The sequence below is a fragment of the Georgenia satyanarayanai genome (genome assembly GCF_009193135.1).
Taxonomy (GTDB): Bacteria; Actinomycetota; Actinomycetes; order Actinomycetales; family Actinomycetaceae; genus Oceanitalea; species Oceanitalea satyanarayanai.
This window is the reverse complement of sequence record NZ_VUKC01000003.1, coordinates 61107-80715: the sequence shown is the minus strand read 5'-3', so window position 1 is coordinate 80715 and position 19609 is coordinate 61107. Positions and strand designations below refer to the sequence as shown.

Here is a 19609-nt window from a genome sequence, read left to right as displayed (position 1 = left end):
CCGGGCGCCTCCGCGCCAGACTGACCGGATGAGAACGGTAGGAGTCGAGGAGGAGCTGCTGCTCGTGCGCAGTGGTTCGGGCCGGGCGATGTCGGTGGCGCCCCAGGTGGTGCGGAGGGCCGAGAGCGCCGCACGGGAGCTGGCCACGGTCGCGGGACGGGGCTCGAGCGTCGGTGGTGAGCTGCAGCGTGAGCAGGTGGAGACGGACACCGTGCCCCACCGCAGCATGGCCGAGCTGGGCGAGGAGCTCGTCGCGTGGCGCGCCCACGCGGAGCACGCGGCCCGCCGCGAGGGCGCGCGGGTCGCGGCGCTGGGGACCTCCCCGCTGCCCGTCGAGCCGCTCCCCGGCGAGACGGAGCGCTACCGCCTCATCATCGACCAGTTCGGTCAGCTCGGCACGGAGCAGCTCGTCTGCGGCTGCCACGTCCACGTGAGCGTGGAGTCCGACGAGGAGGGCGTGGCCGTCCTCGACCGCATCCGCGTCTGGCTGCCCGTCCTGCTCGCGCTGAGCGCCAACTCCCCGTACTGGCAGGGCCGGGACTCCGGCTACGCGAGCTACCGCTCCCAGGTCATGGGCCGCTGGCCCACCGCCGGGCCCGAGGACGTCTTCGGCTCTGCCGAGGCCTACCACCGGTACGTCGCGGACGCCGTGGCCACCGGCGTCGCCGTCGACGAGGGGATGGTCTACCTCGACGCCCGGCTGTCCGCCTCCTACCCCACCGTCGAGATCCGCGTCGCCGACGTGTGCCAGGACCCGCGCGACGCCGTGCTCCACGCCGCGCTGTGCCGCGCGCTCGTCGACACCGCCGCCACCCGCTGGCGCGCCGGGGACCCGGCGCCCGACGTCCCCACCCGGATGCTGCGGCTGGCCACCTGGCAGGCGGGACGCTACGGCACGAGCGGGGAGCTCCTCGACCCGACCACCTCCCTCCCACGCCCCGCGGCCGAGGTCATGGAGGCACTCGTCGCCTTCGTGCGGCCCGCCCTCGAGGCGAACGACGACCTCGCCCTCGTCACCGAGGGCATCGCCCGCCTGCGGAGGGTCGGCACAGGCGCCGACCGTCAGCGGCGGGAGCTGGAGCGCACCGGCGACCTCACCGACGTCGTCGCCGCAGCGGTGCGTGCAACCCACGAGCTGGAAGGAGAGGGACCGTGACCTCACTGTGGCTCGGTGCCGGACCGGAGACGGTCCCCGGCGCCGACCGATTCGCAACCGCGCCGGTCACCGGACGCTACGACGTCGCCGTCGTCGGTGCCGGGCTGACCGGACTGGCGACGGCGGTGCTCCTCGCCCGCGCGGGCCTCGCCGTCGTCGTCCTCGAGGGCCGCTACGTCGGCGCGGGGACCACCGGGCACTCGACCGCCAAGGTGTCCCTCCTCCAGGGCACCCGGCTCTCGGCGATCGCCGCCCAGCACGGGCCCGAGCTCCTGGGCAAGTACGTCGCCGGCAACCGGCTCGGGCAGGAGTGGCTGCTTGCCGAGTGCGCGCGGCACGACGTCCCCGTCCAGCGACGTGCCGCCGTCACCTACGCCGCCGGCCCCCAGCAGCTGCCCGCGGCGGAGGCGGAGCACAGGGCGGCGCTCGCCGCCGGGCTGCCCGTCGAGTGGCGTGACTCCTTCACCCCGCCCTTCCCCGCGCTCGCCGGGACCTGGCTGCCCGATCAGGCCCAGGTCGACCCGATGGACGTGCTCGCGGCCCTCGCGCTCGAGGCGGAGGCCGCCGGCGTCGTCGTGCGGACCGCTGCCCGTGTCACCGACGCGCACGGCAAGGACGGCGCCGTCGTCACGACGCGCGGCACCGTCCACGCCGAGCGCGTCGTCCTCGCCACCGGCATCCCGTTCGCCGACCGCGGCGGCTACTTCGCCCGGCTCGAGCCGCAGCGCTCCTACTCCCTCGCCCTGGCCGTCCCCGAGCCCACCGGCCTGCAGATGTCCATCACCGCCGGCGCCCCCACCCGGTCGGTGCGTACCGTCCCCGCCGAGGACGGCGAGATCGTCGTCGTCGGCGGCGCCTCCCACGTCGTCGGGCGGGCCGACTCCCCGCGGGCGCGGGTGGAGAACCTCCTCACGTGGGCGCGGCGGTGGTTCCCCGGCGCACGGGTCGTCGCCCGCTGGTCCGCCCAGGACTACCACCCGGTCGACGAGCTGCCCTACGTGGGCCCCCTCCTGCCCCGGGACTCCCGGGTCCTCGTCGCCACCGGTTTCGCCAAGTGGGGCATGACGAACGGGGTCGCGGCCGCCCACGTGCTCACGGCCTACCTCACCGGTGACCTGCCCGAGTGGAGCGACGCCTACCGCAGCTGGCGCCGCCGGGAGATGACGGGCCTGGCCGAGGCGGTGCGGCTCAACGCCGGGGTCGCTGCGCAGCTGGCCGGCGGCTACGCCCGCGCGCTGACCAACCCCGAGCCCGGGGGCAGCCCGGCCCCGGAGGAGACCGAGCCGGACCCGACGCAGACGACGACGGACGACACCCCGGCGGAGGGCATGGGCTGCGTGGTCCGTCGGGGCCTGCAGCCCGTCGCCGTCTCGACCGTAGACGGCGTCACCCGCGCCGTCTCCGCGGTCTGTCCCCACCTCGGCGGGGTCGTCCGGTGGAACGACGAGGAGCGGTCGTGGGACTGTCCGCTCCACGGCTCGCGCTTCGCCGCCGACGGCGAGCTCCTCGAGGGTCCGGCCACCCGGGGGCTGCCGGTCCGATGAACGCCCCGCACCAGTCCGCGCACCCGCAGTGGCGGACGCGGGTGGCGCTGCCACGCGACGTCGCCCGCCCGTGGTGGTGGCGCGAGCAGTGGCGGCGCAACCCGCGGCTCGCCCTGGCGTTCCGCGCGGCCCTCGCCGCCGCGCTCGCCTGGGCGCTGGCGGGCGTCGTCCCGGGCGCGCTCGCCGCCGAGTACCCGTACTACGCGCCGTTCGGGGCGGTGATCGCCACGACGTTCACGCTGGCAGGCTCCGTGCGCGACTCCCTCCAGGCGGTCGGTGCCATCGCGGCGGGCGGGCTGGTCGGGATGGGGGTCGACCTCCTGCCCGTCACGGGCGTCATCGCCATCGCGCTCGCCGTCGTGGTCTCCGTCGTGCTCGCCGGATGGCACCGGCTCGGGGCGATGGGTGGCTGGGTGCCGACGGCGGCGCTGTTCTCGCTCATCATCGGCAACCCGGACGGTTCCTACGTGAGCGCGTATGCCGGCCTCACGTTCCTCGGTGCGCTCGTCGGCGTGACCGCCAACGCCGTGTTCCCGCCGCTCCCGCTCGCCCCCGCACAGTCCGTCGTGCGCCGCTTCCGGCAGACGGTGGCCACGGACCTCGGCGAGCTCGCCGACCTCATCGACGAGGAGGAGCTGCCGACGCTCGCCGAGTGGCAGCGCGAGCACGCGTCCTCCCCGCGGGAGCGTGCGCAGATGCACGCGGCGGTGACGGAGGTCGGCGAGGCGGCGCACCGCAACCGCCGCGCCCGCCGGTACAGCGGGTCGATCGACGCGCTCCGGGAGGAGGCGCGGGTGCTCGACCGGCTCGGGCTCGTCGTCACCGACCTCGCCGACCTCATCCTCGGTGACGTGGGAGCCGGCCGTGTCGACCGGTCGGAGGTGCTCGCCGGGGACAGCGGGGCACGCGTCCGTGCGGCCCTGCGGACGATCTCCGCGGCGCTCGAGAACACCACTCCGGCAGGGACGGCCGACCCGCACGTCTCCTCCGACGAGACACCGCTGTCGAGCGCGCACGCCTCCGACGCCGTCCAGGACGCGCGCGACGTCGCGCCCCGCAACGACGACCAGATCCTCTACGACGGCGTGGTGCTCGCCCTCGAACGGGCCGTCGACTCCCTCGCGCGCGTCGAGCGCACCGACTGAGTCGGACGGCCGTCGCGCCGGCCGCCGGCACACGCCATGATGAGGGCAGCCAACCCCGAGTCCCTGGAGCAGCAGCTGTGTCCCAGCCACACGACATCTCGACCACACCGCAGTGGGCGGCCCTCGAGGAGCACGCCTCCGCCACCGCCGGCACCACCCTGCGTGAGCTCTTCGCGGCGGACCCGCAGCGCGGTGAGCGACTGGCCCTGGAGGCCGCGGACCTCTACGTCGACTACTCGAAGAACGGGGTGACCGACGAGACCCTGCGGCTGCTCACCGACCTCGCCCGCGCCGCGGGCGTGCCGGAGCGGGCCGAGGCGATGTTCCGCGGCGAGCACATCAACACGACCGAGGACCGGGCCGTGCTCCACACGGCCCTGCGGGCGCCGCGGGACACCGAGCTCGTGGTCGACGGCCAGGACGTCGTCGCGGACGTCCACGACGTCCTCGACCGGATGGCCGCCTTCAGCGAGCAGGTGCGCAGCGGGCGGTGGCGTGGCCACACCGGCAAGGGCATCACCCGCGTCGTCAACATCGGGATCGGCGGCTCCGACCTCGGCCCGAAGATGGCGACGATCGCCCTTGCGCCCTACGCGGACCGGTCCATCACCTGCGAGTTCGTCTCCAACGTCGACGGCGACGACATCGCCCCTGTCCTCGCGGGGGCGGACCCGGAGGAGACGCTGTTCGTCGTCGCCTCCAAGACCTTCACGACGATCGAGACGATCACCAACGCGACGACCGCGCGGGAGTGGCTGGTCGCCGCCCTCGGTGACCGCTCCGCCGTCGCCAAGCACTTCGTCGCGGTCTCGACGAACGCCGAGAAGGTCGCGGAGTTCGGGATCGACACCGAGAACATGTTCGGGTTCTGGGACTGGGTGGGCGGGCGGTACTCGATGACCTCCGCCGTCGGGCTCTCGCTCATGGTGTCCATCGGCCCCGACCACTACCGCGACATGCTCGCCGGCTTCCACGCGATGGACAGCCACTTCCGCACCGCGCCGCTCGAGCGCAACCTGCCCGTGCTCCTCGCCCTCATCGGGGTGTGGCACCGCAACTTCCGCGGCAGCGCGACCCACGCGGTGCTCCCCTACAGCGAGTACCTGTCCCGCTTCCCGGCCTACCTCCAGCAGCTCGACATGGAGTCCAACGGCAAGTCCGTCACCCTCGACGGCGCACCGGTGAGCGTGCAGACCGGACCGGTCGTGTGGGGCGAGCCCGGCACCAACGGCCAGCACGCCTTCTACCAGCTCATCCACCAGGGCACCCAGACCGTGCCGGCGGACCTCATCGGCTTCGTCCACCCCGCCGACGACGTCCCCGGCCACCACGACCAGCTCACCGCCAACCTCCTCGCGCAGGCCGAGGCGCTGGCCTTCGGCAAGACGGGAGACGAGGTGCGGGCGGAGGGCGCCGCCGAGGAGCTCGTCGCGCACAAGACCTTCGCCGGGAACTCCCCCACGACGCTCGTCCTGGCCCCGCGGCTCACGCCCTCCGTGCTCGGCCAGCTCGTCGCGCTCTACGAGCACAAGGTCTTCGTCCAGGGAGTCGTGTGGGGCATCAACTCCTTCGACCAGTGGGGCGTGGAGCTCGGCAAGGTGCTCGCCAGGGCCATCGGGCCCGAGCTCAGCGCCGACGAGGAGCCCGAGCTCGGCCACGACTCCTCGACCAACGCCCTCATCCGCCGCTACCGCCGGGCGCGGCGCGCCTGACCAGCGCCCGGGGGGGCGCCGGGGAGACGGCTCAGCCGAGCTGCTCGCGCACCCAGGCGATGTCGGCGCGGTGCTCCTCGGGGCCGCCCGGGGTCTCGACGACCACCGGGGCGCCGGCCTCGCGCAGCAGGGCGGCGAGGTCCTCCAGCGGGAGGCTGCCCTCGCCGAGGTTGGCGTGCCGGTCGGCACCGGAGTCGAAGGCGTCGCGGCTGTCGTTGGCGTGGACGAGGTCGATGCGGCCGGTGACCGCTCGCACCCGCTCGACGAGGCCGGCCAGCTCCTCGCCCCCGGCGTAGGCGTGGCAGGTGTCGAGGCAGAGGCCGACGTCGGCCCCGCCGTCGGCCTCCGTCACCGCGGCCCAGAGCCGCTCGAGCCGCTCCACCCCGCGTGCCATGGCCCGGGTGCCGCCGGCGGTGTTCTCGATGAGCACCGGCACCTTGGCGTCGAGCTGCTCGATGCACTTGCGCCAGTTGTCGAAGCCGACGGCGGGGTCGTCGGCGGCCAGGACGTGCCCGCCGTGGACGATGATCCCCGCGGCCCCGATCTCGGCCGCGGCGTCGACCTGCTTCTGCAGGAGCTTGCGGCTGGGGATGCGGATGCGGTTGTTCGTCGTGGCGACGTTGAGGACGTACGGGGCGTGGACGTAAAGGGCGACGCCCGCCTCGGCCGCCGCCGCCCGCAGGGCCTCGGCGCCCCCGGCGTAGCGGACCTCCGGCCCCTTCCAGCCCTGGGGGTCCCCGAGGAAGAACTGCACCGCGTCCGCGCCGCGGGCCTGCGCCTCGGCGATCGGGTCGGTCTGGTCGACATGTGCTCCGACGACTGCCATGACACCGACCCTAGCCGGTGGCACCGACACGTCAGCGCCCGAGGACGGCGTGCGCGACCGTGAAGTGGACGAGCAGGCCGGTCGCCACCGCGGGGTCCACGCCCTCCGGCCCGCCGCGGAGCAGCGGCTCCACCCTCACCGCGCTGCCCGGCGGTGATCCGTACAGTGGGAGCCCCCGCGCCCCGACCGAGACGAGGACACCGATGCCCCCGACGGACGCCGCCGTGCTCCACGGATTCCGCCTGCGCAACGCCGAGCGGAACCTCGGCGTCTACGGTGTCCACCTCCACCGGGAGGGGCACGAGCCGGTCGAGCACCGCTTCCGGAACGACGACACCGTCGAGGTCTACTCGGCGTCCAAGACCGTCGTCGCCGTCGCCGTCGGGATCGCGCAGGCGGAGGGCCTGCTCGGGCTCGACGACGCCGTCGTCGAGTTCTTTCCCGGGGTCTTACACGCCGACGGCGTCGAGGCCATGACGGTGCGCCACCTGCTCCAGATGACGAGCGGCACCACCTGCTCCTGGCACACGCCGGTCCGCGGCGAGGAGCCCGACCTCCTCGGCGCGTTCCTCGCCGCCGAGCTCGCCGCGCCGCCCGGGGACCGGTTCATGTACACCAACGCGTGCAGCTACGCGCTGAGCCGGATCGTGCACGCCGTGAGCGGGCAGGACCTCCGGGACTACCTCGTGCCCCGACTCTTCGACCCGCTCGGGATCGGCAACCCGCAGTGGTTGCGCTCCCCCCAGGGCTACAGCCTCGGGGCGGTCGGCCTGCAGCTGCGCACGAGCGAGCTGGCGCGCCTCGGCCGGCTGCTCCTCCAGGAGGGCCGCTGGGGCGAGGACCAGCTCGTCCCCGCGGACTTCGTCGCCGCGATGCACACCGACGTCGTCGAGACCGCGGGCTTCCCCGACCCGGAGTCCATGGCCGGCTACGGATACCAGGTGTGGCGCTGCACGGTCGACGGCGCCTGGCGGGCCGACGGGAAGTACGGCCAGTTCTCCGTGGTGCTGCCCCGTCAGCGGGCGGTCGTCACCGTCACCGCCCACCACGAGGGTGCGGCCAACGACATCCTCCGCGCGGTGTGGGACGAGGTGCTTCCCCAGCTGGCCACGCACTGAGCTGCCGGCGCGCCGGCACAATCCCGGCGCGTCGGGGAGGGCCGATACTGAGGTCGTCACCTGCCGATCACCAGAGAGACACCGTGGACGACGCCGCACCCCCCTCCCCTGCCCGCCCGCGAGTTCCCACCGCCTGGGTCATCGGGCTCGCCGCTGCCGTCCTGGTCGGCGCGCTCGCGGGTGACGCTGCCCTCCCGCTCGTCCTCGGCGGTCTCTACCTCGTGGTCACCGCCGGCTGGGCCCTGTCGCGCCGCCGCCGTCGCACCGGACCGATCGGCCGCAAGGGGCTGGGCGCCGCCGTCGGGGTGGGGGTCGTCCTCCTCCTCACCGGCGGAGCTGTCGCGGGGCCGGCCGACCACGTGTCACCTCCGCGCGCGACCACCGCGCCCGCAACCTCCACGCCGGCCCCGGACCGGGCGGCCACCCCGCCACCGACCGCCACCGCGGCGCCGCCGGCGAGCGCGGACGACGAGCAGGGCGCGCCCGGCGCCGCCCTCACCGCGGCCCGCGAGCTCGAGGTCAAGGGCCGCGCCCCGCGCAAGGGCTACGACCGCGACCTCTTCGGCAGGGGCTGGGTGGACACCGACCACAACGGCTGCGACACCCGCAACGACATCCTCGCCCGTGACCTCACCGGGCTGACCTTCCGGCCCGGCACCCGGGACTGCGTCGTCACGTCCGGGACGCTGGCCGACCCCTTCAGCGGGGAGACGATCGCCTTCGCCCGCGGCAACGACACGAGCACCGCGGTCCAGATCGACCACGTCGTCGCGCTGTCGGACGCCTGGCAGAAGGGGGCGCAGCAGTGGGACACCGACACCCGGGTGCGCTTCGCCAACGACCCCCTCAACCTCCTCGCCGTCGCCGGCCCGCTCAACGGGCAGAAGGGGGACGGTGACACCGCCACCTGGCTGCCCCCGAACCGCTCGTCCCGCTGCGCGTACGTCGCACGGCAGGTGGGCGTCAAGCACTCCTACGGCCTGTGGGTGACGCGGGCCGAGCAGGACGCCATGGTGCGGGTGCTCGGCGACTGCCCCGACCAGCCGCTGCCGGCGGGCGCGGGGCCACGCGAGGTCCGCACCGCACCCACGCGCACCCAGGACGGCGCGCCGGCCAGGGACGCCCCCTACGCGAGCTGCGCGGAGGCGCGGGCCGCCGGCGCCGCACCGGTCCGCGCCGGTGACTCCGGCTACGCCCGCCACCTGGACGGCGACGGGGACGGCGTGGGCTGCGAGTGAGCGAGCGAGCACCCCTCCCGCCGCCCGAAACCCCCGGGTAACGTCCCGCACTCCTCGGCGAAACACGTGCTGCCTACCGTCGCAGTCGACTGCGGCGCGGACGCGCCGCCGACGTCGACCCGGAAGGCAGGACCCATGCCCCCCAGACCCCGCCCACGTCGAGCAGTGCTCGCCGCGCCCCTGTGCGCCGGCGTGCTCGTGCTCGGCGCCGCACCCGCCCTCGCGGCACCGGACACCACGGGCCTGAGCCTCGCCGTGCCGGCCACCGCGGCCGTCGGGGACACGATCACCGCCAGCCTCGAGCTCGGTGACGCCGCGGACGTCTACGCCTACGCCCTCACCGTCGAGGTCGACCCCGAGGTCCTCGCCGTCGTGCCTGACAGCGCCACCGGCCCGGCGGGCGGCTTCGACAGCACCGAGCTCGCCGAGCCGGGCGCCACCGTCGTCCACAGCCGCCTCGGGAGCTCCCCCGCCCTGGCGGGTGACCTCGCCGCGGGGGTGCAGCTCGACGTCGTCGGCCCCGGCACGACGACTGTCGCCGTGTCCGTCGAGCTCGTCGGCGCCGACGGGACGACGACGACCCTGCCCGCCGCCGTGAGCGCGGACATCACCGTCGACGCGCCCGAGCCCACCCCGACCGACCCCGAGCCCACCGAGCCGGAGCCCACGGCCACCGAGCCGGAGCCCACGCCCACCGACGCGGACGACGACGGAGCGTCCGACGACGACACCCCGGCCCCCGCCCCGCCCGCTGCCTCGGGCGGCGGCTCCCTCCCCTCGACCGGCCTCGACGCCTCCCTCCTCGTCCTGGCCGCGGCCGCGCTGACCGCCCTCGGTGGCACCGCGGTCCTCGTCCGTCGCCGGACGGGAGGTGCGCTGTGAGCACGCGCCGCCGCGCCCTCGCCGCCGTCCCCGCCGCCGGCGCGCTCGTCCTCACGGGCGCCGCCGTCCAGGCGCAGCCGCTCGAGGCCCACACGCTCGTCCTGCCGCCCTTCCACGCCGAGCTCGACCTCACCGGTGACGGTCAGGTGACCGCGGCGGACCTCGACCTCGTCGCCGACCACCTCGGCTCCCCCGCCGACGTCGCCGAGTGGGGTGCCCGGGCGGACACCGACGGCGACGGCGCCCTCACCGTCGCCGACCTCGCTGCCGTCTCCCAGCGGATGGTCTACGACGACGGCCCCTTCGAGCTCGTCGAGGCCTCGGTCCTCGACATGCAGGCCGCGATGAACGCCGGCGTGACGACGTCCGTCGCTCTCACCGAGGAGTACCTCGAGCGGATCGCGGCGTACGACCGCACCCTCGTCGACCCCGACGGGCGGCCGCTCAACTCGGTCATCGCGACGAGCGAGGCTGCCCTGTCCGCCGCGGCCGCCGCGGACGAGCGGCGCGCGTCGGGCGGCATGACGAGCCTGCTCCTCGGTGTGCCGGTGGCCGTCAAGGACAACGTCAACACCCGCGACATGCCGACCACCGGGGGCTGCGGCTGCTGGGAGGACAACCTCACCGGCACCGACGCCTTCATGGTCGAGGGGCTGCGCGACGAGGGCGCCGTCGTCCTCGCCAAGACGAGCCTGGACGAGTTCGCCTTCGGCTTCGTCTCGGAGTTCTCCGCGGGCGTCGCTCCCGGTGAGACGCTCCTCGCCGCGAGCCCGCACAGCACGAGCCGCACCGCCGGTGGGTCCAGCGGCGGCACGGGCGCGGCGATCAGCGCCAACCTCGCCGGGATCGGGTTCGGCACGGACACCGGCGGCTCGATCCGGGTGCCGGCGTCCTACAACCAGCTCGTCGGGATCCGCCCGACCGTCGGCCTCGTCAGCCGCGACGGCATCATCCCCCTCGCGCTGAGCCAGGACACCGCGGGCCCGATCACCCGCAGCGTCACCGACGCCGCCCTCGCGCTGGACGCCGTCGTCGGCGTCGACCCGGCGGACCCGGTCACCGGTGAGCAGGCCGGCAAGGTGCCTGCCTCCTTCGCCTCGTCGCTGGACGCCGAAGCACTCGACGGCGCACGGATCGGCTACCTGCCGTCCATGGTCGGCACCAACCCGACGACCGCCCGCCTCTTCGCGCAGGCCGTCGCCACCCTCGAGGACCGGGGCGCGACCGTCGTCGAGCTCGCGGCGCCCGCTGAGCTCCCCGCCGTCCTCGGGGAGCCGAGCGGCAGCACGAACGAGTTCCGCCACGACCTCGAGGGCTACGTCGCCAACCACCTCGCGCCGCAGGTGACGGCGCGCTCCATCGACGACATCCTCGCCACCGGCCACTACGTCACCTCCCGCCAGCGCAGCTACGAGCAGCGGGCCGCGGTGAGCGAGGAGACCTACGAGGCGTGGGCCGGACCCGAGGGCAGTCACACGCAGGCACTGGCGCAGGGGCAGGCGCTCGTCACCGGGCTCCTTGAGGAGCACGCGCTCGACGCGCTCGTCTACCCCACCGGTACGCCCTACGGGACCCAGGGACAGAACCTGCGGCTGAGCCCCAACACCGGGATGCCCGCGGTCAGCGTGCCGATGGGGCAGGCCACCGAGGCGGACGGCACGGTGCCCGGCGCCGGCGTCAACCTCGAGCTCCTCGGGCGGGACTACGCCGAGGGCACGCTCCTCGGTCTCGCCTACGCCTTCGAGCAGGCGACGCAGGCGCGCACCTCGCCCGCGCTCTACGGCCCGCTCGGCTAGCGGGCCGCTGCGCGCCGCCGGGGCATCGCCACCCGGTCCAGGTCGAGCGCGAGGACGACGGCGGCCCGTCCCGCCGTCACCCTCGCCTGCTCCCGCAGCGGCTCGAGGTCCGGGTACCGGGAGGAGAAGTGGGTGAGCACGAGGGTGCCCGCTCCCCCGGTGGCGGCGAGCGCACCCGCCTGCCCCGCGGTGAGGTGGCGGTACTCGTGGGCGAGCGCGGCGTCCTCGTCGGCGAAGGTGCACTCGGCGACGAGGAGGTCGGCGCCGTCGGCGAGCTCCTCGGCGCCCGTGCACGGGGCGGTGTCCATGACGAGGGCGAAGCGCTGGCCGCGGCGCGGCACGCTCACGTCCTCGAGCGCCACGCCGCCCAGCCGGCCCGCGCGCTGGAGGCGGCCGACGTCGGGGCCGCTGAGGCCGGCGGCGGCGAGCCGCTCGGGCAGGAGGGTGCGCGAATCCGGCTCGACGAGCCGGTAGCCGTAGGTCTCCACCCGGTGGTGCAGCGGCCGGACCTCCAGGCCCGGGGCCACCTCCCCGGCGGCCCCGTGCGGCCGGAGCCGCAGGTCCAGCCCCGGCGTCGCGACGGACACGAGCGCGCGGACCACCTCCTCCCCGCTCGCCGGGTAGTGGAGGTGGACGGGGTGGGTGACGCCGTCGAGCACCATCCGCGACAGCACGCCGGGCAGGCCGTAGCAGTGGTCGCCGTGGACGTGCGTGAGGCAGATGTGGTGGACCTGCGTGGCCGACACCCCGGCGTGGGTCATCTGCCGCTGCGTGCCCTCCCCGGGGTCGAAGAGGTAACCCCGCCCGTCCCACAGGAGCAGGTAGCCGTTGTGGTTGCGGGCGCGCGTGGGCACCTGGGAGGCGGTGCCGAGGACGACGAGCTCACGCACGGACGGGCGCCGGCTGGTGGGAGGTCATGTCGGTGGATCGTAGTCGCGGCCCGGGTCACCGGGGCGACCCGCCCCACCCCGCCCCCACCGTCGGCTACGGGCGGCGGGCGACGGCGAGGAACACCGGGTGGGCGACGCCGTCGCGCTCCACCGCCCCGCAGTCGCGGACGCCGACGTCGACGAGGCCGGCCCGCTCCAGACGTGCGGCCAGCTCGGCCCGGTCGAAACCGTCGTGGGTGTCGACGTCGTGCCGGTGGAAGGTGCCGCCCTCGGTGCGGTCGAGGTCCGCCACGCACAGGTGGCCACCGGGCGCCAGCAGCCTGCTCAGCCCCGCGAGCACCCGGTCCAGCTCCCGCACGTGGTGCAGGACGAGCGAGGCGACTGCCAGGTCGAAGCGCGCGGAGGGGACGTCGTCGGTCTCGAGGTCGAGGTCCCAGACCCGCCCGCCGGGGAAGCGCCCCGAGGCGACCTTCTCCACGAGCACGGCGCGCATGCCGGCGGAGCTGTCCGCGAGCGTCGCCGCACCGACCCGCCTGCCGAGCGCCTCGGAGACGAGCCCGGTCCCGGCGCCGTACTCGAGCAGCCGCAGGCCCGGGTCGAGCGGGACCGCGGCCGCGACGGCCTCGGCGACCTCCCGGGCGCGCGCCACCTTGGCCGGGTCGCTGTCCCAGCCGGCCGCCCTGTCGTCGAAGCTGCCCATGCGGCCAGCCTGGCACGGGCGCGGCCCGAGACACGTCACCGCTCAGCAGCGTGCCGCCGGTAGCCTCGGGACGCGCCCTGCCGGACCACCGGCCCCCGACCGACCAAGGAGCACCCGCGTGACCGCGACCGCCGACCTGCAGGACTTCATCACCGGCCTGCCGAAGGCAGAGCTGCACCTGCACATCGAGGGCACCCTGGAGCCCGAGCTGAAGTTCGCCCTCGCCCAGCGCAACGGGATCGAGCTCGAGCACTCCTCCGCCGAGGAGGTCCGCGCCTCCTACGACTTCGACTCCCTGTCCTCCTTCCTCACGGTCTACTACGACTCGATGCGGGTGCTCGTCACCGCCGACGACTTCTACGACCTCGCGACGGCCTACCTCGCCAAGGCGGCGAGCCAGAACGTGCGCTACGCCGAGATCTTCTTCGACCCCCAGGCCCACACCTCCCGCGGCGTGCCCTTCGCGACGGTCATCGGTGGCCTGCGCCGGGCGCTGGTCGACGCGCGCCGCGACCTCGGCATCCACGGCGAGCTCATCCTGTGCTTCCTGCGCGACTTCACGGCCGAGCACGCGATGAGCACCCTCATGGAGTCCCTCCCCTACCGCGACTGGATCCTCGGCGTGGGCCTGGACTCCGACGAGCGCGGCAACCCGCCGGCGAAGTTCGCCGCCGTCTTCGCCCGCGCCCGTCAGGAGGGCTACCTCCTGACGATGCACTGCGACATCGACCAGGACGGCACCCACGAGCACATCCGCCAGGTCGTCGAGGACATCCGGGTGGACCGCATCGACCACGGCTCCAACGCCTTCGAGCGCCCCGAGCTCGTCGCGGCGATCAAGGAGCGCGGCCTCGGCCTCACCTGCTGCCCGATCTCCAACGGCTGGGTGGTCGACGGCGTCAAGGAGACCGAGATCGTCGGCCTCCTCGAGCAGGGCGTCAAGGTCACCCTCAACTCCGACGACCCCGCCTACTTCGGCGGCTACGTGGCGGAGAACTACGTGCGCCTGGCCGAGGTCGCGGGCCTGAGCCGCGACCAGCTCGTCCGGCTCGCCCGCAACTCCTTCGACATCGCCTGGCTCAGTGGCCGGGAGCGCGAGGAGTACCTCGCCGAGCTCGAGGCCTACGCCGCCGGCGCCTGACCGAACGGGCCACCACCGCCGAGGACCCGGGCGCTGAAGCGCTCGGCGATCCGGCGGTGGGTGGCGCCGTCGGGGTGCAGCTCGTCCGGCAGCGGCAGCTCGGCGTGGTCGCCGACCCCGTAGAGCTCGCGCCCGTCGAGGTAGAACAGGTGCGCGTCCGTGGCGGCCCGCTGCGCGACGACGGCGGCGAGCTCCTCGCGCACGACGGTGAGGGTGAGCTTCCCCGCCGCCACCTCGGCCGGGTCCCCGGTGGCGCGGAAGGCCGTCCGCCCAGCAGCCAGGGCGTCCAGGTCGAAGGCGCCCGGGCCGGGGGTGTCCTCGTGGATCGGGGTGTGGAGCGGGGACACGACGAGCAGCGGCGTCGTCGGGTGCCCCTCGCGCAGGGTGTCGAGGAACCCGTGGACGGCCGGGCCGAAGACGCGGCGGCGCATGACGTCGCCGCCGACGACGTTGATCCCGATCTTCACACTGAGCAGGTCCGCCGGTGCGTCCCGCATCGTGCGCGCGACGAAGGGGTCGAGCAGCGCGCTGCCGCTGAGGCCGAGGTTGAGGAGGTCCAGCCCGCCGCCGAGGGCGACCAGTGCCGGCCAGGGGCCGGTGGGGTGCTCGGCGTTGGAGCCGTGGCTGATCGAGCTGCCGTGGTGCACCCAGCGCCGTCGGGCGGTACCAGCCGGCGCCTCGACCGGGGCGTCGGTGCGGAGGGCGACGAGCTCGAGCGCCTCGTTGTGCGGCAGCCACAGCTCGAGGTCCTTGACGCCTGCCGGGAGCCCGGCGAAGCGGACGGTGCCCACCTCGCCCGGCTCGTGCTCGGCCGCCCCGGTGGCCATGTCGATGGTGACGGTCGTGGCGGTGGGAGCGACGGCCTGGGCCACGAGGATCCCGTCGACGAGGAGGTCGAAGACCCCCTCGGGGCGCGGCGGTGCCCCGCGGAAGCCGTAGCGCGTGGGCAGCACGTCGAGCTCGACGACGGTGGCCGCGGTCCGCAGCGCGAACCGGGCGCCCGCGGGCTGGCCCTCGGCGAGGTGGAGCTGGGGGTCGGTGCACTGGGCGCGCGCCCACGCCGGGAGCCGGTGCGGCACGACGCCGTGGGCGCCCCGTTCGAGCGCGAGGACGCCACGCAGGACGTCGGTCGTGATCGGGGTCCTCGTCCAGCTCTCGCCCACGTGGGGTCCCCCGCGCCGCGGCGGCTCAGTCCCGGCGGCCGCGCACGAGCCGGCGGGCGCCCGCGACAGCGGCGGCACCCGCGAGCACCCAGGGCCCGGCGACGAGGATCGGGTCGATCCACTGGTGCTTGACGTCGGCGCGGCTGCTCCCGCGGCGCGCGGCGAGGCCGTCGTGCGTGAGCTCGGCGCGCACGCCGGTCTCGGTGACCGGGTTGTCGGGGCGCGCGCTCGCGAACGAGCGGAGGTGGCTCTCGACCGCGTCGACCCGGTCCGCGGCGATGAGGAGCAGCCAGTGCGCGGCGCGCGCCTCGCTGAAGCGCTCGTAGGAGTAGCGGCGGATGGCGCCGGACAGCCCGTGCAGCGGCGCGACCGTGCCGAAGACGGGGGTGAGCCTCATGTGCTCGATGGACCGCTCACGGGGGGAGGTCTCCTCCTGCTGCTCGGGCAGGTCCCAGTGCGCGCCGGTGGGCTCCGCGCGCTCCTTGGGGTAGGAGGGCCGGTCGGCGGGGTCGAGGTCGACGCCCCACCCGGGGATCCGGGCGCGGAGCTCCGCGGCCGAGGGCACAGGGGGTCCGGCGGAGGTGTAGACGGGGATGCGCTCGCTCATGCCAGTGTCCTTCCTAGTTCGCGCCGGGCACGATCAGGGGCTTGATGCAGCCGTCGAGCTTCGCCGAGAAGATGTGGTACCCCTCGGCGATGTGCTCCAGCGGGATGCGGTGGGTGACGATCTCGCTCGGCTTGAGGTGCCCGTTCCTGACGTGCTCGAACAGGCGTGGCCACTGCCGCTTGACCGGGGCCTGGTTCATCCGCAGCGTCAGGCCCTTGTTGAGGGCGTCGCCGAACTTGACGGCGCTGAAGATCGGTCCGTAGGCGCCCATGACGGAGATCGTGCCGCCCTTGCGGACGCCGTCGATGGCCCAGTTGAGCGCGACCGGTGAGCCGCCCTGGAGCTTGAGCTTGGCCGCCGTCACGTGCTGGAGGAAGTTGCCGTCCGCCTCCGCACCCACGGCGTCGATGGCGACGTCCACGCCCAGCCCGTCGGTGGTGCGCTTGAGGTGGACGACGACGTCGTCGAGCTCGGCGAAGTTCACCGTCTCCGCGTGGGCGAAGGTGCGGGCCTTCTCCAGCCGGTACTCGAGGTGGTCGATGACGATGACCCGGGCGGCGCCCATGAACCACGCCGTCTTGGCGGCGATGAGGCCGACGGGGCCGGCGCCGAAGACCGCGACGGTGTCCCCCTCGCGGATCTCCCCGAGCTGGGCGCCGAAGTAGCCGGTGGCGACGGCGTCGGTGAGGAGGAGGGCGTCCTCGTCGTCCATCCAGTCCGGGATGATCGTCGGCCCGACGTCCGCGAAGGGTACCCGGACGTACTCGGCCTGCCCGCCGTCGTACCCGCCGGTCGTGTGGGAGTAGCCGTAGATGCCGCCGACCGCGGTGGCGTTGGGGTTGACGTTGTGGCAGTTGGAGAGCAGCCCGCGGGAGCAGAAGTAGCACGAGCCGCAGGAGATGTTGAAGGGCACCATGACCCGGTCGCCCGGCGTGAGGCTCTGCACCGAGGACCCGACCTCGTGGACGACGCCGATGAACTCGTGGCCGAAGGTCATCCCGACCCGAGTGTCCGGCATCATCCCGTGGTACAGGTGCAGGTCGGAGCCGCAGATGGCGGCGAGCTCGACCCGGACGATCGCGTCGTTGGGGTGCTCGATCCGCGGGATGTCCTTCTCCTCGACGCGGATCTTGTACGGACCGCGGTAGACCATCGCACGCATGGTGTCTCCTCACTGCCGTTGGCCAGCCAGGGTGACACGGGTCACCTCCGCCCGCCCGTCGAAGGTTCGGGCCCTACCGCGCCGCGTGCACGCTCCGACCGCGGGGCCGGGCGCGGCGGTACCACCCGGCGAGGAGCATGACGGCGAGGAGCACCTCGGCGCCGTCGCCCCCGTAGTACATGAGCTGGGCGGCCGCCTCGGCGTGCACCGTGCCGTGGTGGTGGCTCTCCGCGGCACGGGCGTAGAGGGTCTTGGCGAGGGAGGCGTGCGCGCCGGCGGCGACGACGAGCACGCCCAGCCGCAGCGGTAGGCGCGGCCGGTGCGGAGCGGGGTCCGGCCCGGCGATCGCCCAGGTGTACAGCCACCCGGCGAGGACGAAGTGGAGGAGCACGACGGCGGTGAGGGCCGAGCTCCGTGCCGCGTGCTCGTGCAGCGGGGTGAGGTAGAGGAGGGCCGTCGCACCGACGGTGAGGAGCCCGGCGACGACCGGGTGGCTGAGCACGCGGACCGGACGGCTGCGGAGCACGGTGGACAGCCGCCGCGCCGCCGTCGTCGGCAGCGACCCGAGCGCGAGGCGGACGGGCGCAGCGGCCACCAGCCCGAGCGGGGCGTACATGCCCAGGAGCAGGTGCTGGGCCATGTGGGCGCGGTGGTCGGTGCCTGCGGCCTGCGCCAGTGGCGGGAGCAGCGCGACGGCGACGGTCACGGCGCCGGCTACCCAGGCGGCGGTGCGCCACACCGGCCACCGCGGCAGGCCGGACGGTCGCCGGGCGAGGAGCAGGAGGTAGCCGCCGAGCAGCGCCGCGGCGGCCAGCGCGCTCGGCAGCCACGGGGTCATGTGCGCGTGGCGCGCACGAGGAGCAGCACCCCGGCCAGCACGAGGAGCACCGCGGAGGCGAGCCAGGCGGCGTCGTAGGGCAGGAGCTCGACGTCGTAGCGCACCTGGTGCAGTCGCAGCACCTTGTGGACGACGACGCCGTCGAAGAGCTGGAAGCCCCCTGCCCCGAGGAGCGCGCCCGCCGCGACCGCACCGCGGTGCAGCCCGCCGCGGCGGGCGAGGTCGGCGACGAGGAAGATCCCCGCGACGAGCACGACGAGCTCGGCGGCGTGGAGCAGGCCGTCGGCCAGGAGCCCCACTTGCGGGGTGGAGCGGTCGTAGAAGTGGTGCCAGCCGAGGATCTGGTGGAAGACGATCTCGTCGACGGCGGCCATGACGCCCACACCGATGAGCGCGGCCACCCAGGTCGAGCGGCGCCGGTCCCGTGCGTCCATCCCCGCTCACCTCCCCCGTGTCTCGCCCCGAGCCTGCCACGGCGGCCCGCGTGAAGCAGTGCGAACGGCTCAGCGCCGCTCGAGGCGGACGAGCACCTCCGCGTGCGGGGTCTGGGGGAACATGTCGAGCACCTGGCCCTGCACCGGCACGAGCGAGGGCATGGCGGCGAGGTCACGGGCGAGGGAGGTCACGTTGCAGCTCGAGTAGAGCACGTGGCGTACCCCGGAGCTCTCGAGCCAGCCGGCGAGGGCGGCACCGATCCCGCGCCGGGGAGGGTTGACGACGACGAGCTCGGGCGCCCGCGCGGCGGACAACGCGAACGTGGTCGCGTCCCCGGCGAGGAAGCGGACCGACTCGAGCCCGGCGTCGAGCCGGCTGCGCTCGGCGGCTGCGACGGCCGCCTCGCTCGTCTCGATGCCGACGACGTCCCGCCCGGGGGCTGCGCAGTGCAGGGCGAAGCCGCCCACCCCGCAGTACAGGTCCCACACCGAGGAGGGCGCGACCTCCGCCACCCAGCGGCTCGCCTGCGCGTAGAGGGCGGCCGCGACGGCGGTGTTGGTCTGGAAGAAGCCCTGCGGGCGCAGGTGGAGGTGGACGCCTCCCAGCCGCATCTCGAGGGTCTGCTGGTCGGTGAGGACGATCTCCTCCTCCCCCTCGACCACGGCCTTGTGCTCGGGCAGGAGGTTGACCGAGGCGACGGCGAGCCGCGGCAGCGCCTCCCGCAGCCTCGGCAGGTGCTTGCGCACCCGGGGCAGCGCCTCGGAGGAGCGCAGGACGAAGCGCACCATGAGCTCGCCGGCGGGCGACTCGGTGACGACGAGGTTCTTCAGCTCCCCGCGCCGGGTGGGCACGTCGTAGGGGATGAGCCCCGCCGTCGTGATGAACCGGGTGAGCGGCTCGAAGGCGGCGCGGATGCCCGGGGCGATGATCCCGCAGGCGCGCAGGTCGGTGCCCCGGCCCTCGGCGTCGAGGATCCCGAGCGTCGGGGCGGTGGGACTGCCCCCGACCACCATCTTCGCCTTGTTGCGGTAGCCGTCCTCGGCGCTGGGGAACGGCTCGAGCCAGGTGAGGTCCCGGTGCGCGGCGAGCAGCGTGCGGACGTGCTCCTGCTTGCCGGCGAGCTGCTCGGCGTAGGGGCGCCCCATGAGGGTGCACGAGCCGCAGCGGGCGGCGTCGAAGTAGGAGCACTGCATGGCCGCTCCAGCCTACGGGCTGCGGTCGCCCGACGGCGGTAGAGATCCGTCACCCGCTCCCCA

The 19609-nt window shown here is 74.6% G+C and carries 18 protein-coding genes; 9 read left to right on the top strand and 9 right to left on the bottom strand.

Translation table 11 applies throughout. The features are described from left to right. Nucleotides 1-28 precede the first annotated feature (28 nt). The 4 genes from GD632_RS05230 to pgi all read left to right on the top strand — a co-directional run bounded on the left by GD632_RS05230 (nt 29) and on the right by pgi (nt 5557). Entirely contained in the window at nt 29-1156 is a 1128-nt protein-coding gene (locus tag GD632_RS05230; protein ID WP_152189528.1) for a carboxylate-amine ligase, read from the top strand. Further along, the gene (locus GD632_RS05225) at nt 1153-2700 is read left to right on the top strand and encodes an FAD-dependent oxidoreductase (protein WP_226924617.1); all 1548 of its coding nucleotides are present in this window, start codon (nt 1153-1155) and stop codon (nt 2698-2700) included. Before GD632_RS05230 ends, GD632_RS05225 begins: the two co-directional genes overlap by 4 nt. Continuing rightward, entirely contained in the window at nt 2697-3845 is a 1149-nt protein-coding gene (locus GD632_RS05220) for an aromatic acid exporter family protein (protein ID WP_152189526.1), read from the top strand. The genes GD632_RS05225 and GD632_RS05220 overlap by 4 nt, the downstream gene beginning before the upstream one ends. Nucleotides 3846-3922: 77 nt before the next feature. Further along, nucleotides 3923-5557, top strand: coding sequence for a glucose-6-phosphate isomerase (pgi, locus tag GD632_RS05215; RefSeq protein ID WP_152189524.1), 1635 nt, complete (start codon nt 3923-3925; stop codon nt 5555-5557). A 31-nt stretch (nt 5558-5588) separates the two neighbouring features. Here pgi and GD632_RS05210 read toward each other — a convergent pair whose 3' ends face one another. Then, nucleotides 5589-6383: a deoxyribonuclease IV gene (locus GD632_RS05210; protein WP_152189521.1), complete on the bottom strand. Its 795-nt coding sequence runs from the start codon at nt 6381-6383 to the stop codon at nt 5589-5591. Nucleotides 6384-6586: 203 nt separating this feature from the next. Between GD632_RS05210 and GD632_RS05205 the strand changes: the two genes are divergently transcribed. The 4 genes from GD632_RS05205 (at nt 6587) to GD632_RS05190 (ending at nt 11417) form a co-directional block, all read left to right on the top strand. Further along, on the top strand, nt 6587-7501 hold the full coding sequence (locus tag GD632_RS05205) for a serine hydrolase domain-containing protein (protein WP_152189518.1): 915 nt from the start codon (nt 6587-6589) through the stop codon (nt 7499-7501). Nucleotides 7502-7584: 83 nt separating this feature from the next. Continuing rightward, nucleotides 7585-8739 (top strand): GmrSD restriction endonuclease domain-containing protein, encoded by a 1155-nt coding sequence (locus GD632_RS05200; protein WP_226924615.1) that lies wholly within the window; start codon nt 7585-7587, stop codon nt 8737-8739. Between the two features lie 135 nt (nt 8740-8874). Beyond that, entirely contained in the window at nt 8875-9621 is a 747-nt protein-coding gene (locus tag GD632_RS16370; protein ID WP_152189516.1) for a cohesin domain-containing protein, read from the top strand. After that, a complete protein-coding gene (locus tag GD632_RS05190; RefSeq protein ID WP_152189514.1) occupies nt 9618-11417 on the top strand; it encodes an amidase family protein in 1800 nt (599 codons plus the stop codon). Before GD632_RS16370 ends, GD632_RS05190 begins: the two co-directional genes overlap by 4 nt. Here the strand turns inward: GD632_RS05190 and GD632_RS05185 are convergent. Together GD632_RS05185 and GD632_RS05180 are read right to left on the bottom strand one after the other, a co-directional pair. Then, on the bottom strand, nt 11414-12307 hold the full coding sequence (locus GD632_RS05185; RefSeq protein WP_152189512.1) for a ribonuclease Z: 894 nt from the start codon (nt 12305-12307) through the stop codon (nt 11414-11416). The two genes, GD632_RS05190 and GD632_RS05185, sit on opposite strands and share 4 nt — an antisense overlap. 94 nt (nt 12308-12401) lie before the next feature. Beyond that, on the bottom strand, nt 12402-13007 hold the full coding sequence (locus tag GD632_RS05180) for a class I SAM-dependent DNA methyltransferase (protein ID WP_152189508.1): 606 nt from the start codon (nt 13005-13007) through the stop codon (nt 12402-12404). A 118-nt stretch (nt 13008-13125) separates the two neighbouring features. On the opposite strand from GD632_RS05180, the gene GD632_RS05175 reads away from it, so the two are divergent. After that, nucleotides 13126-14148, top strand: a complete 1023-nt coding sequence (locus tag GD632_RS05175) for an adenosine deaminase (RefSeq protein ID WP_226924611.1) — start codon at nt 13126-13128, stop codon at nt 14146-14148. On the opposite strand, the gene GD632_RS05170 is transcribed toward GD632_RS05175, so the two are convergent. From GD632_RS05170 to rlmC, 6 genes are all read right to left on the bottom strand, one after another. Then, nucleotides 14130-15311, bottom strand: coding sequence for a GDSL-type esterase/lipase family protein (locus tag GD632_RS05170; protein ID WP_152189503.1), 1182 nt, complete (start codon nt 15309-15311; stop codon nt 14130-14132). The genes GD632_RS05175 and GD632_RS05170 overlap by 19 nt on opposite strands. 25 nt (nt 15312-15336) lie before the next feature. Further along, entirely contained in the window at nt 15337-15918 is a 582-nt protein-coding gene (locus GD632_RS05165) for a hypothetical protein (RefSeq protein ID WP_152189500.1), read from the bottom strand. Between the two features lie 13 nt (nt 15919-15931). Continuing rightward, nucleotides 15932-17080 (bottom strand): zinc-dependent alcohol dehydrogenase, encoded by a 1149-nt coding sequence (locus tag GD632_RS05160; protein ID WP_152189498.1) that lies wholly within the window; start codon nt 17078-17080, stop codon nt 15932-15934. Between the two features lie 73 nt (nt 17081-17153). Next, a complete protein-coding gene (locus GD632_RS05155; protein ID WP_152189496.1) occupies nt 17154-17918 on the bottom strand; it encodes a cytochrome c oxidase assembly protein in 765 nt (254 codons plus the stop codon). Beyond that, on the bottom strand, nt 17915-18352 hold the full coding sequence (locus tag GD632_RS05150) for a DUF2243 domain-containing protein (protein ID WP_152189494.1): 438 nt from the start codon (nt 18350-18352) through the stop codon (nt 17915-17917). Before GD632_RS05150 ends, GD632_RS05155 begins: the two co-directional genes overlap by 4 nt. Before the next feature lie 69 nt (nt 18353-18421). Continuing rightward, nucleotides 18422-19546 (bottom strand): 23S rRNA (uracil(747)-C(5))-methyltransferase RlmC, encoded by a 1125-nt coding sequence (gene rlmC, locus GD632_RS05145; protein WP_152189492.1) that lies wholly within the window; start codon nt 19544-19546, stop codon nt 18422-18424. Nucleotides 19547-19609 lie beyond the last annotated feature (63 nt).

Coding starts and splice junctions, on each gene's coding strand:
- GD632_RS05180 (WP_152189508.1), bottom strand. CDS start 13,007: ATGGGCAGCTTCGACGACAGGGCGGCCGGCTGGGACAGCGACCCGGCC.
- GD632_RS05155 (WP_152189496.1), bottom strand. CDS start 17,918: ATGACCCCGTGGCTGCCGAGCGCGCTGGCCGCCGCGGCGCTGCTCGGC.
- GD632_RS05205 (WP_152189518.1), top strand. CDS start 6,587: ATGCCCCCGACGGACGCCGCCGTGCTCCACGGATTCCGCCTGCGCAAC.
- GD632_RS16370 (WP_152189516.1), top strand. CDS start 8,875: ATGCCCCCCAGACCCCGCCCACGTCGAGCAGTGCTCGCCGCGCCCCTG.
- GD632_RS05210 (WP_152189521.1), bottom strand. CDS start 6,383: ATGGCAGTCGTCGGAGCACATGTCGACCAGACCGACCCGATCGCCGAG.
- GD632_RS05230 (WP_152189528.1), top strand. CDS start 29: ATGAGAACGGTAGGAGTCGAGGAGGAGCTGCTGCTCGTGCGCAGTGGT.
- rlmC (WP_152189492.1), bottom strand. CDS start 19,546: ATGCAGTGCTCCTACTTCGACGCCGCCCGCTGCGGCTCGTGCACCCTC.
- GD632_RS05165 (WP_152189500.1), bottom strand. CDS start 15,918: ATGAGCGAGCGCATCCCCGTCTACACCTCCGCCGGACCCCCTGTGCCC.
- GD632_RS05160 (WP_152189498.1), bottom strand. CDS start 17,080: ATGCGTGCGATGGTCTACCGCGGTCCGTACAAGATCCGCGTCGAGGAG.
- GD632_RS05150 (WP_152189494.1), bottom strand. CDS start 18,352: ATGGACGCACGGGACCGGCGCCGCTCGACCTGGGTGGCCGCGCTCATC.
- GD632_RS05220 (WP_152189526.1), top strand. CDS start 2,697: ATGAACGCCCCGCACCAGTCCGCGCACCCGCAGTGGCGGACGCGGGTG.